General features: G+C 59.7%; 16 protein-coding genes and 1 pseudogene. 10 read left to right on the top strand and 7 right to left on the bottom strand.

The window, feature by feature from the left end; genetic code table 11:
* The coding region (locus tag BLW21_RS12750) for a transposase (RefSeq protein WP_139255203.1) at positions 1–281 on the bottom strand (281 nt) is incomplete at its 3' end.
* Positions 282–549: 268 nt separating this feature from the next.
* Here BLW21_RS12750 and BLW21_RS12745 point away from each other — a divergent pair.
* The 4 genes and pseudogenes from BLW21_RS12745 (at position 550) to BLW21_RS12735 (ending at position 3,304) form a co-directional block, all read left to right on the top strand.
* Positions 550–1,041: a CIA30 family protein gene (locus BLW21_RS12745; RefSeq protein WP_245711888.1), complete on the top strand. Its 492-nt coding sequence runs from the start codon at positions 550–552 to the stop codon at positions 1,039–1,041.
* Between the two features lie 80 nt (positions 1,042–1,121).
* Positions 1,122–1,220 (top strand): annotated as a pseudogene (locus tag BLW21_RS22205) (IS982 family transposase); the annotation flags it as partial.
* Positions 1,221–1,310: 90 nt separating this feature from the next.
* Positions 1,311–2,216: a fatty acid desaturase gene (locus BLW21_RS12740; protein ID WP_092740575.1), complete on the top strand. Its 906-nt coding sequence runs from the start codon at positions 1,311–1,313 to the stop codon at positions 2,214–2,216.
* Positions 2,217–2,605: 389 nt separating this feature from the next.
* Complete coding sequence (locus tag BLW21_RS12735) at positions 2,606–3,304, top strand: endonuclease/exonuclease/phosphatase family protein (RefSeq protein ID WP_175470957.1); 699 nt, start codon at positions 2,606–2,608, stop codon at positions 3,302–3,304.
* 105 nt (positions 3,305–3,409) lie between these two features.
* Here BLW21_RS12735 and BLW21_RS12730 read toward each other — a convergent pair whose 3' ends face one another.
* From BLW21_RS12730 to BLW21_RS12705, 5 genes are all read right to left on the bottom strand, one after another.
* On the bottom strand, positions 3,410–4,255 hold the full coding sequence (locus tag BLW21_RS12730) for a hypothetical protein (protein ID WP_092740571.1): 846 nt from the start codon (positions 4,253–4,255) through the stop codon (positions 3,410–3,412).
* Positions 4,256–4,379: 124 nt separating this feature from the next.
* A complete protein-coding gene (locus tag BLW21_RS12725) occupies positions 4,380–5,351 on the bottom strand; it encodes a deoxyhypusine synthase family protein (protein WP_092740569.1) in 972 nt (323 codons plus the stop codon).
* Between the two features lie 183 nt (positions 5,352–5,534).
* Complete coding sequence (hslV, locus tag BLW21_RS12720; protein ID WP_092740567.1) at positions 5,535–6,071, bottom strand: ATP-dependent protease subunit HslV; 537 nt, start codon at positions 6,069–6,071, stop codon at positions 5,535–5,537.
* 103 nt (positions 6,072–6,174) lie between these two features.
* Complete coding sequence (locus BLW21_RS12715; protein WP_092740565.1) at positions 6,175–7,935, bottom strand: pyruvate dehydrogenase complex dihydrolipoamide acetyltransferase; 1,761 nt, start codon at positions 7,933–7,935, stop codon at positions 6,175–6,177.
* A gap of 624 nt (positions 7,936–8,559) precedes the next feature.
* Entirely contained in the window at positions 8,560–9,183 is a 624-nt protein-coding gene (locus BLW21_RS12705; RefSeq protein WP_092740561.1) for a histidine phosphatase family protein, read from the bottom strand.
* Between the two features lie 150 nt (positions 9,184–9,333).
* On the opposite strand from BLW21_RS12705, the gene BLW21_RS12700 reads away from it, so the two are divergent.
* From BLW21_RS12700 to BLW21_RS12680, 5 genes are all read left to right on the top strand, one after another.
* Positions 9,334–9,753: a hotdog fold thioesterase gene (locus BLW21_RS12700; protein ID WP_092740559.1), complete on the top strand. Its 420-nt coding sequence runs from the start codon at positions 9,334–9,336 to the stop codon at positions 9,751–9,753.
* A gap of 84 nt (positions 9,754–9,837) precedes the next feature.
* Positions 9,838–11,052 (top strand): chorismate-binding protein, encoded by a 1,215-nt coding sequence (locus BLW21_RS12695; protein WP_092740557.1) that lies wholly within the window; start codon positions 9,838–9,840, stop codon positions 11,050–11,052.
* A gap of 180 nt (positions 11,053–11,232) precedes the next feature.
* Positions 11,233–13,113 carry a 2-succinyl-5-enolpyruvyl-6-hydroxy-3-cyclohexene-1-carboxylic-acid synthase gene (gene menD / locus BLW21_RS12690; RefSeq protein ID WP_092740555.1) on the top strand — a complete coding sequence of 627 codons (1,881 nt, stop codon included), beginning with the start codon at positions 11,233–11,235 and terminating at the stop codon, positions 13,111–13,113.
* A gap of 39 nt (positions 13,114–13,152) precedes the next feature.
* Positions 13,153–13,977 carry a 1,4-dihydroxy-2-naphthoyl-CoA synthase gene (menB, locus tag BLW21_RS12685; protein ID WP_092740553.1) on the top strand — a complete coding sequence of 275 codons (825 nt, stop codon included), beginning with the start codon at positions 13,153–13,155 and terminating at the stop codon, positions 13,975–13,977.
* Between the two features lie 107 nt (positions 13,978–14,084).
* Positions 14,085–14,450 (top strand): DUF6370 family protein, encoded by a 366-nt coding sequence (locus BLW21_RS12680; protein WP_217633867.1) that lies wholly within the window; start codon positions 14,085–14,087, stop codon positions 14,448–14,450.
* A 161-nt stretch (positions 14,451–14,611) separates the two neighbouring features.
* Here BLW21_RS12680 and BLW21_RS12675 read toward each other — a convergent pair whose 3' ends face one another.
* On the bottom strand, positions 14,612–14,824 hold the full coding sequence (locus BLW21_RS12675; RefSeq protein ID WP_092740551.1) for a hypothetical protein: 213 nt from the start codon (positions 14,822–14,824) through the stop codon (positions 14,612–14,614).
* Positions 14,825–14,969: 145 nt separating this feature from the next.
* On the opposite strand from BLW21_RS12675, the gene BLW21_RS12670 reads away from it, so the two are divergent.
* Positions 14,970–15,422, top strand: a complete 453-nt coding sequence (locus BLW21_RS12670; protein WP_092740549.1) for a hypothetical protein — start codon at positions 14,970–14,972, stop codon at positions 15,420–15,422.
* Positions 15,423–15,474: the final 52 nt, after the last annotated feature.

Genomic DNA, 15,474 nt, shown 5'->3' with positions numbered 1-15,474 from the left:
GAGTCGACCAGCATCCAAGCATAATCCGGCTCCTGCACCGCCTGGAACAGGCCCTCCCAGACCCCAGCCAGCGCCCAGCGGCGAAAGCGTCGGGCTACCGTGTTCCAAGGGCCAAACCGTTCGGGCAGGTCGCGCCAGGCGCAGCCCGTGCGCACCCGGTAGACCACGGCGTTGACAAAATGGCGGTTGTTGCGGCCTGTGCCGCCTGCCGTACCGGCCTGCCCAAGTGTGTGCGGCTGAATCAGTTCCCATTCACGCTCAGTAAGTTCGTGGCGTCGCATCCCGCAAATTTAAACATGACTGTCCACACACTCCAAGGGAAAGTCAAAAACTACGGCACCCAGCAGTGTACCAGCACCGCAACGCTGAAGCCGTACCAATAAAACGGGCCCGCCACTGCACCGCAACGGCGGGCTGGCGCTGGCATACAGCATCCGTTGCCAGCTGACGGTGCACCCGAAATGGCTTCAAAACTATTTGAATCCGAAGGAGTTACGTGCAAATACCAATAATACCCTGATGAAAGCTTCATTTCTAACCGTACTATTCATGCATAGCTTACTGCTTTTTGATTTTAGCGCTTCCTCCGACTGGTCAGTGTGGGAGATAGAGAATGACGTGGTAATGGGCGGAAAATCCTCCAGCAAACTCTCGCGTAGCGACGCGGGCAATGCAGTTTTCACTGGCGATGTTTCCCTGGAAAACAACGGTGGATTTGCTTCCATGCAATATCATTTCGCTTCCAAAGACATAAGCGGCTGTACGAAGGCACTTATTCGCTTAAAAGGAGATGGCAAGAAATACCAGTTCAGGATGAAAGCCCGGCTTAATGAAAAGGCATCCTACATATATAATTTCAAAACCAGCGGAGAATGGCAGACCATCGAGATTCCGCTTAACCAAATGGAACCGACTTACCGCGGAAATAAGCTGAATCAGCCTAACTTCACTGCCAATGAGATTCAGGAAGTCCGGCTTTTGATTGGCAATGAAAAAGCTGAAAATTTCAGGCTGGAAATAGACAAGATTGAGTTACAGTAAGAGCGTAATTCAATCTGGAAAAATATACTACTCATCTAACTATAGCAGTTGCAGCAGCCTATGCATGAACGGCAGAATGCCGCTTTCCCAAGTCCATCCACGCCGTAACGGCCGAAGGTTTTGTCCTCAAGCTGCTGCTATCCATCCTTACCCACACCCTCACCGAGCTAGGAGCATAAGTCCGCAACCTGGGTTAATTAACCGCTGTTTTTGTGATACAAATAGTGAACCCGCCGTCGTAAATTCGTGCAGCAATTACCCTTATTTCTATGAACGCACCTATTACTCCGGTGGCCCCCGGCGACCAAATTATACCGGGCTGGCTGAAGATTTTTTGGCTGTACCTGATGCTGGCTCCCGCCCTGATTTGGGGCTGGTCGAGTTTATCGGGCCCGCGCAGTCTGGCGTCCGTCCTGCTTACCGTAGTAACAGTTGGGCTGGGGCACTCCATTGGACTGCACCGGGGCATTATCCACCGGTCGTATCGGTGTAGCCGCATCACGCGGGGAGTACTGGCCTACTTGTTCGTGCATACCGGCCTGGGAGGTCCACTGTCCTGGATACGGGTGCATTATTTCCGCGACTACTGGCAAAACCGCCTCGACTGCCCGGCCTTTTTCCGCTACGACCACTCCATCGGGCGGGACTATTACTGGAATCTGCATTTCACCTTAAAGCCGGCCGATATCGGGCGCTACGAAATTCCGGCCGAGGACCTGCACGACCCCTGGCTGCTGTTCCTGGAGAAGACCTGGTTTTTGCACGTACTGGCGGCAGCCGGCCTTATCTGGGCCTTTTTCGGCTTTGAGGCCATGATTGTCTGCGTGCCCCTACGCATCAGCGTTACTATTATGGGCCACTGGGTGGTAGGCTTTATATCGCACAAGTACGGCTACGCCCGCTACGATATCGACGATGCCGCTGAGCATGGTTACAACAACTGGGTATTAGGGGCCCTCTCGTTTGGGGAAGGATTTCACAATAACCACCACGCCCACCCCAGCTCCGCCAAAATGAGCACGGCTTGGTATGAGTTGGATTTGGGGTGGTACCTGGTAGCCAGCCTCCGCGCCCTGGGCCTGGTTTGGGACGTGCAGGTTCAGGGAGAAGCACCAACCCAGCGCGAAAGAGCCAAAACGCGTCTGTTCCGCTGGCACTGGCCCTGGCAGGATTGAACCAGCCTTATCCAGCGCAAAAAAGGCCCGCCGCTGAACATCAGCGGCGGACCTTTTTTTTACGGAGCGCTAAGCGGCCGTTTACTGCCCCAGCACCATAGCAGATACCAGCGGGGCTACAAAAATCGGGTGTCCAAACAACGCAAGACGGGTGGGCTAGACAGTCTGCAGAAGAGGCAGAAATGACGTACTATCGGTTTCCAATACTTCTGTCTTTGCTAGCTTTTCCACTTGTACGTTACACCTGTATGATTTCAATCCGACCAATTCTGTTGGCAGCTATTGTGCTCTTGTGTGGCTGTAAGAAACTGTTCCCGGACTATAAGACCCGCACATCTTACTTCCGGAACCCAGTAGCTGGCAGCGCCCCGGATAGTCTGCTGACGTGCGTGACGTATAATATCCAACTGGGATTCCGGGACGGACAAGACCCCTGGGATGCTGCTCAAAGCGGTGGCTCGGCTGCTCAGCTCGATAGTATAGCGCGCGTTCTGAGCCGGGTGAAGCCCGATATTATCTGCTTGCAGGAAGTGCCCCGCAACCGCTCCAATTCCGCTACCCAGGATTTCACCGAGCAGCTGGCCGCCCGGCTACACATGAACTATGCTTTTGGGGCCCACGCCCACAACGAGCCGCGGGGCGTGCAGCCCCCAAAGGGCGAGTGGGGCAATGCCATTCTGACCCGCTTTACCATCAACAGCATCGAAAACCACGAGAACGAATACGTCAGCAAATGGCGAAGACGCAGCATCCTGGCCGCCGAAATTTTGGTGGGCAGCCGGCCGGTGCGGGTATATTCGCTCCATTTCGACCCACTACCCACCGCTGCCGCCACGGCCGCCACGTATTTCCAGGAGCGGCAGAACGAAGCCCAGCTTATTCTGGGCGATTTTAATATGTTTGAGGTACCCGAGCTGCCGTCCACCAACTATGCGGATGTACTGAATACATTTTCGCCCCCATTCATCAGTATCGACCGGATATACTTTTCCGTCGGTCGTTTCAAGCCCCGAAGCGTAGATTTCATTCCGCACAGTGTGGGCGTATCTGACCATCCGGCCGTGTATTGCCGCTTGGCGTGGCAATAATTTCCTCCCCATCACCTCACATGCAAAGGCCCGCCGCTGATACTAAGCGGTGGGCCTTTGTATGTGAGGCGATGAGCAGCGTTGCGCTTGCCATGTGGCAGCCAACTATTGGCAATCCAGATAATAACCCAGCTTATTGGGCTCAGTTGAATCACGAACAGGTTGGGTGGTGCGGGCCTGCTGGATGTCGGTTGAAGTAATGCGCCGTTTGTGGGAATGATGGAATGAATCCGTCCATCGCACGGTAGGTAGCAGGGCAAAAGAAGTGGTTTTCTCATACACTTCACTACCCGCCGGTGCCTCTTCATCTAAATCTTCCACATTGACATCCCGCACTTTGGTTCTTTCCTCGTGAGCCAGTAAAAAAGTACCATAAGAAGCAACCCGCACTACCACCGTTATAGAATCTGGTTGCCCGGAAAAAGACTGGATAAGTACCTTGGGTTCAAAAGTAGGTTTGTAGTGTCGCACGCGCTCTTTCCAGAGCGGCAGATTTTGATGAGGGTAGAACACTTTGCGCTTGCCAACCTGGCCCGTTGCCGGGAGGTCGATTGCCCTATCTGCCACCAGCGTATCACCAGAACCCTGAAGCAGAATGGGGGCTTTGAATGGATACTTGGCTCTTTCTGGACTCAAATAATGCCCTACCACCGCGCGACCAACGGCCTCCGGGGCAATTTCGATTCCCCACCAAACAGTATCTAGTTGTAAAGAAAAGCGTGGGACCTTTAGCGTCATAAAAAGCTCGGTATTGGTCTGGTTGCGCAAGTACACTTCCGAAATATCCTGAGCGACAACCACCTGCTGGTATATCTCCCTCTTGCGAGGGTCATTCATTGATAGACAGATCAAGAGCAGAATTATCAGTATCACGCCGCCCGCCACAATGAATACTATAGCCTTGACGATGAGGACTAATAGATAGTAGAACGGTGGCTTTTCACGTTTCATCGCGTCTTTCTGTTTGATGCCCTGAACCGCAAAAAAGTAACCTGTCTGCCTAACGCAAAAGCGCCTGTCGCTCCGAGAGCAGCAGGCGCTTTTACATAGTAGCTTGTTCAGCCAGAAGCGGCAATTACTGGCCCAGCACCATGGCAAACACCAGCGGGGCCACAATGGTAGCGTCCGACTCGATGATAAACTTGGGCGTGTCCTGGCCCAGCTTGCCCCAGGTGATTTTCTCGTTGGGCACGGCGCCCGAGTAGCTGCCGTAGCTGGTCGTGGAGTCCGAAATCTGGCAGAAGTAGCCCCACAGCGGCACGGAGGTGCGGCCCAGGTCCTGGTGCAGCATGGGCACCACGCAGATGGGGAAGTCGCCGGCAATGCCGCCGCCAATCTGGAAGAAGCCGACCGGGCTTTCGTCGGTGGCCTGCTCGGTGTACCAGCCGGCCAGGTAAATCATGTACTCGATGCCGGTGCGCACGGTGTGTACGTTCTTGATGTCGCCCGAAATAACGTGGCCGGCGAAGATGTTACCCAGCGTGGAGTCTTCCCAACCGGGGCAGATGATGGGCAGGTTTTTCTCGGCGGCGGCCAGCATCCAGCTGTCCTTGGGGTCAATCTGGTAGTACTGCTCCAGCTCGCCCGACTTCAGAATTTGGTAGAAGAACTCGTGGGGGAAGTACTGCTCGCCGGCTTTGTCGGCCTTCTCCCAGAACTTGAGCACCGAGTGCTCCAGGCGGCGCATGGCCTCCTCTTCGGGAATGCAGGTGTCGGTTACGCGGTTCATGTGGCGCTCGAGCAGGGCCTGCTCGTCGGCGGGCGTCAGGTCGCGGTAGTTGGGCACCCGCTCGTAAAAGTCGTGGGCCACGAGGTTGAAGATGTCTTCCTCCAGGTTGGCGCCGGTGCAGCTGATGATCTGTACTTTGTCCTGGCGGATGAGCTCGGCCAGCTGAATGCCCATTTCGGCGGTGCTCATGGCGCCGGCCAGGGTAATCATCATCTTACCGCCATCGGCCAGGTGCTTGTTGTAGCCTTCGGCGGCATCAATCAGGGCAGCGGCGTTGAAGTGGCGGTAGTGGTGCTTGAGGAAGTTGGTGATTTGCATGGGTTGGGTTGTCAATTGTTCGTTATTTGTCATGCTGAGCGAAGGCAGAGCCATAGTCGAAGCATCTCTACCGCTTCGTTGTAATGCTAACCTGATAGCAGGATTACCACTGCAGTAGAGATGCTTCGAATGCGGCTCTGCCTTCGCTCAGCATGACGTTCTTTTTTCTTGTTCTTCCAACACCTATACCGGCTCCTCAATCATGAGGTTGTGGTTGGTGTAGATGCAAATGTCGGCGGCGATGTGCAGGGCGTCCTCCACCATCTGGCGGGCCGTTAGGTGGGGCGCGTGCTTTTTCAGGGCCAGGGCAGCGGCCTGGGCGTACATTGAGCCCGAGCCGATGGCAGCCACGTCGTTGTCGGGCTCCAGCACGTCGCCGGTGCCGGCAATGATGAGCAGCTCATCCTTGTCGCAGACCACCATCATGGCTTCGAGCTTGCGCAGGTACTGGTCTTTGCGCCACTCCTTGGCCAGCTCGATGGCGGCGCGGCGCAGCTGGCCATTGTAGCCCGCGAGCTTTTCTTCGAACTTATCGAGCAGCATAAACGCATCGGCTGTGGAGCCGGCAAAGCCGGTTACCACCTTGCCATCGTGCAGCTTGCGCACTTTGCGGACGTTACTTTTGGCCACGTGCTTGTCCATGGTAGCCTGGCCGTCGGCGCCGAGGGCAACTTCGCCGTTGTGGCGGATGCCAAGGACGGTAGTGGAGCGAATTTTCATGATAGTTGTCAGTTGATAATTGGTGGTTGTCAGTAAAAACGGAAGTCAGTTGCCATTCCGTAATCGGACTGACAACTGACAACCATTACCTAACAACTAAAGATTAAATGAGCATCCGCAGCGGGTCTTCGAGCAGGCTCTTGAGCGTTTGCAGGAAGGCCGCGCCGGTGGCGCCGTCGACCACGCGGTGGTCGCAGCTGAGCGTTACTTTCATCAGGTTGCCCACGGCCAGTTCGCCATCCTTCACTATGGCCGTCTGCTTGATGCCGCCCACGGCCAGGATGCAGGCATCGGGCGGGTTGATAATGGCCGTGAACTCGTCGATGCCGAACATGCCCAGGTTGCTGATGGTAAAGGTACTACCCTCCCACTCGGCGGGCTGCAGCTTCTTGCTCTTAGCCTTGCCGGCCAGCTCTTTCACCTCGGTAGCAATCTGCGACATGCCCTTGCCGTCGGCGTTGCGCACGACGGGCACGAGCAGGCCCTCATCCACGGCCACGGCCACGCCGATGTTGACCACGTGGTTCTGGCGGATTCGGTCGCCCAACCAGGACGAGTTTACGGCCGGGTGCTGCTTGAGGGCCACGGCGGCGGCCTTGATGACCAGGTCGTTGAAGCTGAGCTTAACGGGCGACAGGCCGTTGAGCTGGGTGCGTACTTCCATGGCCCGGTCCATCTGAATTTCCATCGTCAGATAGAAATGCGGGGCCGTAAACAGGCTTTCGGAGAGGCGACGGGCAATTACCTTGCGCATCTGCGACACCGGCGTATCGGTGTAGGTACCGTTGGCGGGCTGGGCAGCCGGGGCGGCTGGCGCGGCGGCCGGAGCCGGCTGGGCAGCCACCGGAGACGGATTAGCGGCGGGCTGAATAGCCGGGGCAGCAGCCGGCACGGTAGTCTGGGCGGGCTGGGCAGCCGAAGCGGCTACGTCTTCCAGGTCGCGCGATACGATGCGGCCGTTTTCGCCCGAGCCTTTAATAGTGTTCAGGTCGATGCCTTTATCCTTGGCAATGCTTTTAGCCAGCGGCGAAGCGAAGATGCGGCCACCGGCAGCAACAGGCGCAGCTTCGGCCGCCGGAGCCGGAGCCGGAGCCGAAGTAGACGCAGAAGCGGGAGCAACGGCTTCGGCGGCGGCAACTGGAGCCGCGTCGGGAGTCCCGCCCGACTGGCCGCCGAGCAGGGCCTGCACGTCGGCTCCTTCTTCGCCGATAATAGCCAGCACGCCATCTACGGGCACTGCCTCGCCTTCCTTGGGGCCAATGTAGAGCAGCGTGCCGTCTTCGTAGTTATCCAGCTCCATGGTGGCCTTGTCAGTTTCCACTTCGGCCAGAATATCACCCGATTTCACCTTGTCGCCCACCTTTTTCAGCCAAGCAGCAATGGTGCCTTCGGTCATGGTGTCGCTCATTTTGGGCATCCGGATAACGGTTGCCTTCTTACTGTTGCCGGCCGGAGCCGCCGCCGGCTTGGGGGCCTCGGCCTTGACCGCCTCAGGAGCAGCCGGAGCCGGCGCAACAGCCTTGGGCGCCTCGGGGGCCTCGGCCGCCGGAGCCTCTTCCGTTTCGCCGGTAGCGAGTTGGGCGGTTTCGGCCTGGGCATCACTCAGCAAAGCGGCAATATCTTCGCCCTCCTTGCCTACAATAGCCAGCAGCCCATTTACTACTACCGCCTCGCCTTGCTTGGGGCCGATGTAGAGCAGCGTGCCGTCCTCGTAGTTTTCGAGCTCCATGGTGGCCTTGTCGGTTTCCACCTCGGCCAGCACGTCGCCGGATTTTACTTTATCGCCTACTTTTTTGAGCCACGCCGCAATAACCCCTTCGGTCATCGTGTCGCTCATCTTGGGCATTTTTATGAGTTCGGCCATCTGCGTCGTCGTCGTTGGATTGAATAGGGTCAAAATTAGCCCGAAATTTCGGGGGAGCAAACGAAACTGGTTTGCTATGATTGACCAGGAAAAGGGCGAATTTTCGCCGGCCGTAGTTTTACGGTCCAGCTGGCAAGTGTGTACCCCACAAAGGCGTACTCCACGGTCAGCGGAAGGTTACCGGCATTGCCCAACGCTCCTGCCCACAGCCCCGGCGGTCGGCGCGGGCGGGCACAAAGCGCAAGGACTTTAGCAAGGGAACTACCAGCGCCAGCAACTCCTGCTGCTGAGCCGCGGTAAGCTGCTGGCAATCGGGCGCATACTTTTTACCCGTTTTTCGCCATGTTAGCCGGGCACAGGCGACGGTAAAATTGCGCTTCCGGAGCAGCGAATCGACCACGAAGCCTACGAAAACCCTGCCCGTCAACGCCGGGTGCCGGAGAGTCGGTGGCGCGGGTGCAGGCTCTACCAGCCGGTAGCAATTCGCTGGAAAATAACAGACAAATCCGCGGGTAGTATCCGGTTCACTACCGGTCCGGGCACGCAGCGGTCGGGCTGTGGCCGCGGCAGAAGAAGCAACTGCCGCGCTCAATAGTAGCCCAGCTATAGCTGCCCTGGCCATTTTCACGGACTGTCGTACAGGTGTTTTGTATCCAGAAAATTACGCACCGTGAACAGCGAGTTGGTGTACTCCAGCTCGTAGAGGCCCAGGTTGTGGTGCTCGAAGTTTTCCATCTGGCTGAGCGGGTAATGCAGCAGCTGGCACAGCAGCACCCGCATAGCCCGGCCGTGCATGCACACGAGCACCGTCTGCTCGTGGGGCCGGCCGGTAAGCAGCTCGATGAACGGGCGCTGGCGGGCGGCTACCTCATCCGGGCTTTCGCCGCCTTCGAGGGCCGAGGCGGTGCGGCCGGCGTGCCAATCCTGGAGTACGCGGTGGTATTCCTCGTCTTCTTCGGGCGTGATGCGGGTGCCTTCGCGGGTGCCCCAGCCGATTTCGTTCAGGCCGCCGTGGGCTTCGTGGGGCAAGCCCAAATCCAGGAAACCAGCCACCGACTCGTGGGTGCGGCGCAGCAGCGAGGTGTACACCTTATCGAAGGACACGTGGCTGTAGGCGGCGAAAAAGCGCGCGGCCTGCCGCCGCCCGGCCTCGTTGAGCGACGAATCGATGCCGCTGCCCTGCACAATGCCGCGCACGTTGAAGTCGGTTTGCCCGTGGCGAATCAGGTATATTTTTTTGACGCTCACTTTCCCCCTAGTTTTGCGGTTTACGCTTGAAGCGCTTCTAAAGCTACAAGCTTCAGGCCGCAAGCTGCAAGTTTTTGGGCGTTTTTTGTTGCCGGCCGGCAGCCGTCCAGGTTCGTTCTACCAGCGTCTTTCCTCTTCCCTGCTCTGCGCATGACTCTCGACCAACTTAAGCAATGGGTTAGTACCCGCCCCACCCTGGCCGATGCGCTGGGCATCGAGCTTACGGCCATAACCGCCGACTACCTGGAGGGCCGCATGCCCGTTGATGGCCGCACCCACCAGCCCATGGGCCTGCTGCACGGCGGGGCTTCGGTGGCGCTGGCCGAAACGCTGGGCAGCATTGCCGCCCACACCCGCCTGCCCGACCCCACCACACAAGCCTGCGTCGGCCTCGAAATCAACGCCAACCACATAAAAGGCGTGCGCGACGGCCACGTAATCGGCCGGGCTACGGCCCTGCACGTTGGCCGCCGCACCCAGGTCTGGGAAATCCGCATCACCCACGAGCAAACCGGCGCCCTGGTTTGCATCAGCCGCATTACGATGGCGGTTATTGATGTGGAGAAGTGAAGCACGCAAAAGGGTGTCATGCTGAGCATGACATGCTTTTATTACCTCAATCACCCTCAACCCTACCCCTACCGGCCCCTGCATATGCTCCAAACCGTTGCCTGGAACCCTGATTTGCCGCCGGCCCAGCGGCTGCGGCGACTGGTGGCGCTGGCTTTAAGCAGCGGCCGGCCGGTGGCATTGTGGCGGCTGCCCGGCGAAAAGTCGGCCCGGCTGTGCCTGAGTTTGCGGGTGGAAGCAGCCTATGTGGGCCTGCCACCCGCGCTGGAGGCCAGCGCCCCGGCCGGGTTCGCCTTTTTTCCCTTCCAGGATTCCGACCACAACCCGCCCCTGTTTCTACCGGCCGATCTGTACTTCGACCTGGCCCGGCCCGACGAGGTACGCGTGAGTTCCGGGGCCGCCAGCCGACTGCCCGAGCTGCGGCAGCAGTTCGCGGCGCTACCCGACCCGGCACCGCTGGCCTGGCACGTGCGGCCCCGCCATGCCCCGCGCCCCGTTAGCCAGCCCGAGTACGAGGCCCTGGTGCGGGCCGGCATAGCGGCTATGCGGGCTGGCAAGGTGCAGAAAGTAGTATCGAGCCGGGCGGTGCATCAGGCACTGCCGGCCGGGTTTGATGCGCTGCGGGCCTTTGAAGGGTTGCAACGGCGCTACCCCACGGCCTTCGTGTCGTTGGTGAGTGCGCCGGGGGCCGGCACCTGGCTGGGGGCCACGCCCGAGGTGCTGGCGGAGGTGGGCGAAGACCAGGTGTTCCGGACGATGGCGCTGGCCGGCACCCAGCCGCTGCTGCCGGGCCACGTCCCGAGCGAGGCCATCTGGCGGCAGAAGGAAATTGAGGAGCAGGCGCTGGTGGCCCGCTACATCGTCAACTGCTTCAAGCAGCTGCGGCTGCGCGAGTACCACGAAACCGGCCCGCGCACGGTGGCCGCCGGCGACGTGCTGCACCTGCGCACCGATTTCGCGGTGGATTTGGGCAACGTACCCTTCGCCACACTGGGCACCGATATGCTACGGCTGCTGCATCCCACTTCGGCCGTGAGCGGCATGCCCCGGCAGGCGGCCCTCGATTTTATAAAGCAGCACGAAGGCTACGACCGCGCCTATTACGCCGGTTTCCTAGGCCCCGTAAACCTGCCCGAACCCGGCGCCGCCCGCCTCTACGTAAACCTGCGCTGCCTGCAGTTGCGCCCCAACCAGGCCGTGCTGTATGCCGGCACCGGTCTAACGCCCGACTCCGACCCTACCAAAGAGTGGCAGGAAACCGAGCTGAAGCTGCGCACGATCGGGGCGGTTCTGGAGTGATTACAGACCTGAGTGGTTGTCATGCTGAGCGAAGTCGAAGCATCTCTGCCGCAGTGCTTACCCCAACGCATGGATTTACCTGTTGCGGTAGAGATGCTTCGACTGCGCCTCCGGACCCTGGCTCCATGCGCCACATGCTCAGCATGCCTCCGTTTTTACATCCCTCTCTAATTTTCATCTATGCCCAGCAGCCTCCAGGCCGTTCATAACATCCCCGAAATCTGCGCGCAACTGGGCATTACCGATGTGGTGTTGTCGCCGGGCAGCCGGTGCGCGCCGCTCACTATTGCCTTCGCCCGGCACCCGGCCATTACAGTGCGCACGGTACCCGATGAGCGGGCCGCCGCCTTTATCGGGCTCGGGCTGGCGCAGGCCCAGCGGCGGGCAGTGGCGCTGGTGTGTACCTCGGGCACGGCCGGCCTCAACTACGCGCCGGCCGTGGCCGAAGCGTTTTTCCAGCAGATTCCGCTGGTGGTGTTCACGGCCGACCGCCCGCCGGAATGGATTGACCAGCTCGACGGCCAGACCATCCGCCAGACCGACTTGTACGGCCGGCACGCCAAGGGTTCGTTCACCTTTCCTACCGATACCAGCCACCCCGACGCCCAGTGGCACGCGGCGCGCCTCGTGAGCGAAGCCATCAACCTGGCCCAGCAGTTCCCAGCCGGACCGGTGCAGGTGAATGTGCCGCTGCGGGAGCCGTTCTACCCCAAGCCGGACGAGGAGTTGACGTTTGGGCCGGTGAAGGTGATGCACGAGCTGCCCGGCCGCTCCCAACTGCCCGCCGCCACGCTCCGGGAGTTGCGCGAAGTCCTGCGCGGCACCGCCCGCGTGCTGGTGGTAGCCGGTCAGCACCCGGCCGATGTGCCGCTGCAGCTCGCATTGCGCGAATTTGCCACGGCCTGGCAGCTGCCGGTAGTAGGTGACCTGATTGCCAACCTGCACCAACCCACCGCCGCCAGCCACAACCAGCACCCGCGCTTTGTGGGCCGCCAAGATGTGTTTCTGGCGGTGCCCGAACCCGGCCTGAAAGAGGCGCTACGGCCCGATCTGCTCATCACTTTCGGCCAGTCGCTCATTTCCAAGGCCCTCAAGCTCTACCTGCGTCAGCATCGCCCGGCGCGGCACTGGCACATCCAGGCTGCCGGCCCGGTGGCCGATACCTTTCAGTCGCTCACGCAGGTTATTCGGATGGAGCCGACCGATTTCTTCGCGGCCCTCGCCTCCCGAAACGAGGATACGGATAGCCTGAGTGATGCGCCTTCTTCTCCCGGACAAACCGAACCGGGCCGGAACGTGCTGCCCGCCGACGTCACCCGCGTGGCCCCGCGGCCCCGTCTGAACTGGCCGGCACCGGCGGAGGCCGACGCCGCCAAAGCAGCCTACCTGCGGCCCTGGCTGGCGGCTGAGAACTGGGCGACTGGCTTTCTGGCTGACTTTATGCAGCATCCCAACCAGCAGTTCAACGAGTTTACGACCATATTTCAGGCCCTGCAGCTGCTGCCCGATGGCGCGGCGCTGCACCTGGCCAACAGCATGGCCGTGCGCTACGCCAACATTCTGGGTCTGCCGGCCGGGCACGGGGCCGGGGTGTTTGCCAACCGCGGCACCAGCGGTATTGATGGCTGCACGAGCACGGCCGTGGGGGCGGCGCTGGCCCAGCCGGAGCGGCCGGTAGTGCTCATCACCGGCGACGTGGCGTTTTTCTATGACCGCAACGCATTCTGGCACAATTACCCGCTGCCCAACCTGCGCGTTATGCTGCTCAACAACCACGCGGGCGGTATTTTCCGGCTCATTGATGGCCCGCGCCAGCAGCCGGAGTTGGAGGAGTTTTTCGAAACGCGCCAACCCCTGACGGCCGAGAATACGGCGCGCGACTTTGGGCTGCGCTACTTCCCCGTTTCTACTTTTGCTGAACTTGAGGCCGCCTTGCCGGTTTTCCTATCGACCGAAGGCGGCGCGGCGCTGCTCGAAGTCTTTACCGACTCGCAAACCAACGCCGCGTTTTTTGAGCAGTACCGTACCTTGGTGCGCACCTCTTTCGCGCTGCCAACCTGAGCAAACCCATTTACAACTACCCTTTACCTCACCTTTACTATGTCAGAAAAAATCGAGTGGACTACCATCAAGGAGTTCAAGGAAATTCTCTTCACCCAGCATGGCGGCATCGCCAAAATCAGCATCAACCGGCCCGAGGTGCACAATGCCTTCACGCCACTCACGGTGGATGAGATGATTCAGGCCATGCACATCTGCCGCGACCGGACCGATATCGGCGTAGTGGTGTTCACGGGTGAGGGCGGCAAGGCCTTCTGCTCGGGCGGCGACCAGAGCGTGCGCGGCCACGGCGGCTACATCGGCGAAGATGCCGTGCCCCGCCTCAACGTGCTCGATTTGCAGAAGCTGATTCGCTCGCTGCCCAAGCCCGTAATTGCCATGGTGGCCGGCTGGGCCATTGGCGGCGGCCACGTACTGCACGTGGTCTGCGACCTGACTATTGCCGCCGACAACGCCCGCTTCGGCCAGACCGGCCCGAAAGTCGGTTCGTTCGATGGCGGCTTCGGCGCCTCGTACCTGGCGCGCGTGGTGGGCCAGAAGAAAGCCCGCGAAATCTGGTTTCTCTGCGACCAGTACGACGCCCAGGAAGCCCTTGATATGGGCCTGGTAAACAAGGTAGTGCCGCTTGATAAGCTGGAGGAAACGACAGTGGAATGGTGCAACAAAATTCTGCAGAAAAGCCCCCTGTCGCTGCGCATGCTCAAGTCGAGCTTCAACGCCGAGCTGGATGGGCAAGCGGGTATTCAGGAGCTGGCCGGCAACGCCACGCTGCTCTACTACCTCTCGGAGGAAGCCAAAGAAGGCCGCAATGCCTTCGTGGAGAAGCGCCAGCCCGATTTCGACAAATACCCCAAGTTTCCGTAACGGCTGTTGGGTCGCTGAACGACTGACAAAAGAACGTTATGCCGAGCCTGCCGAAGCGTAACGTTCTTTGTGGTTTCTGTTTCCTTGGTTTTCAACTATTACTCTTGATGAAAAAACTGCTGCATCTGTTGCTTCTCGGCGTAGTCATGCCGGTTCAGGTACTGGCCCAATCGGCCGCTAAACCAGCGGTTGCCACGGCCGGCCCCGACCAGACCCGGCCGGTGCAGGTAGTAGAAGCATCGTGCGGGCAGTGCCAGCTGGGCCTGCCCGGCAAAAGCTGCGACCTAGCTGTACGCCTGAATGGCCAGGCCTATTTCGTCGACGGCACCCACATCGACTCCCACGGCGACGCCCACGCAAAAGATGGTTTCTGCCAAAAAATCCGGCAGGCCCAGGTGCAGGGCGCAGTAGTAAACGAGCGGTTTGTGGCCACGTATTTCCGGCTCCTGCCGGAGGTAGCCAAGCCCCAATAACTGCCCGAGGATTCACCTTGTAAACAGTCCCGCTCCAGCGCCACCCTCACCCGGTGGCGCTGTTGGTTTCCGGTAATCCGGGTGGCTGCCACGCAAAGAATCCGGCCGAAAAAGAAACGAGGTGTGGCCGCTGAAACCATAAGCACAACGCTTACCGGCGCTTAAAAGATAGAGCCCAGGCCGCGGCAGGCTTCGCACCAGCTGTAGAAGTTGACCATGCGCTGGTCGTGGCGCGCCTGCTGGCGGCGCTGGCGGGCCTCCTGAATGGCTTCAGCCGTCAGGCGTAGCCCTTGGATGCGGTTGCGGAAGGTAAGGTAGCGGCGAAAAATGAGGGCTCGGGCCGGCAGCAGAGATTTAGGGGCGGAGGCAGACATGGCAGCAGGGCTTAGTGAACACCTTAATATACAATCAATTTCGCCGGTATTCCACAATTTGAAAGTTTCTTTAGTTCGGGCTCAGACTATTTCCGGTGGCTTTGGTTGGTCGATAACAACTTGTCTTCATCACTCCGCCCACCCGATGAACAACCCCAATTTTCACCGCGCTATTGGCCGCATCCGGCGGCGGCACTGGTTGCACTATGCAGTGCAGAGCCTGCTGATGGGGACGCTAGTGCTGGCAATCAACCGGCTGCTGGCCACTGGCGGGGTGGGTACGGCACCCTTGGCTTCGGGTGGGAGAATGGCGCTGCTGGCCGGTGGCGGGGTGCTGGCCGGCCTGGGGCTGCTATGGTTACGGCGGCGCATGGTGCCCAACCTGCGGCGGCTGGCCGAAGAAAATCTGCGCATCTACCAAAGCCGCATTTTATTACAGGACAGCCTGTTGCTGCTGTCGGGCCTGCCGTTGCTGCTGGCTTACGGGCTGGTGGGCAGCCTCCCGGCGCTTGGCGCGTATGTAGTGCTGCTGCCGCTGCTGGCCCGGCTCACCGCTCCGTCGGCCGAGGCGTACCAGCGCTGGCTGCTTCAATCCTGAGCTGTTAGCGGCAAGCTATTCGCTCTTTTTTTGTTCAATTGCTTTACTGCCG

It is taken from the genome of Hymenobacter psychrophilus (genome assembly GCF_900107135.1).
GTDB classification, from domain to species: Bacteria; Bacteroidota; Bacteroidia; order Cytophagales; family Hymenobacteraceae; genus Hymenobacter; species Hymenobacter psychrophilus.
This window is presented reverse-complemented; position numbering and strand designations above follow the sequence as displayed.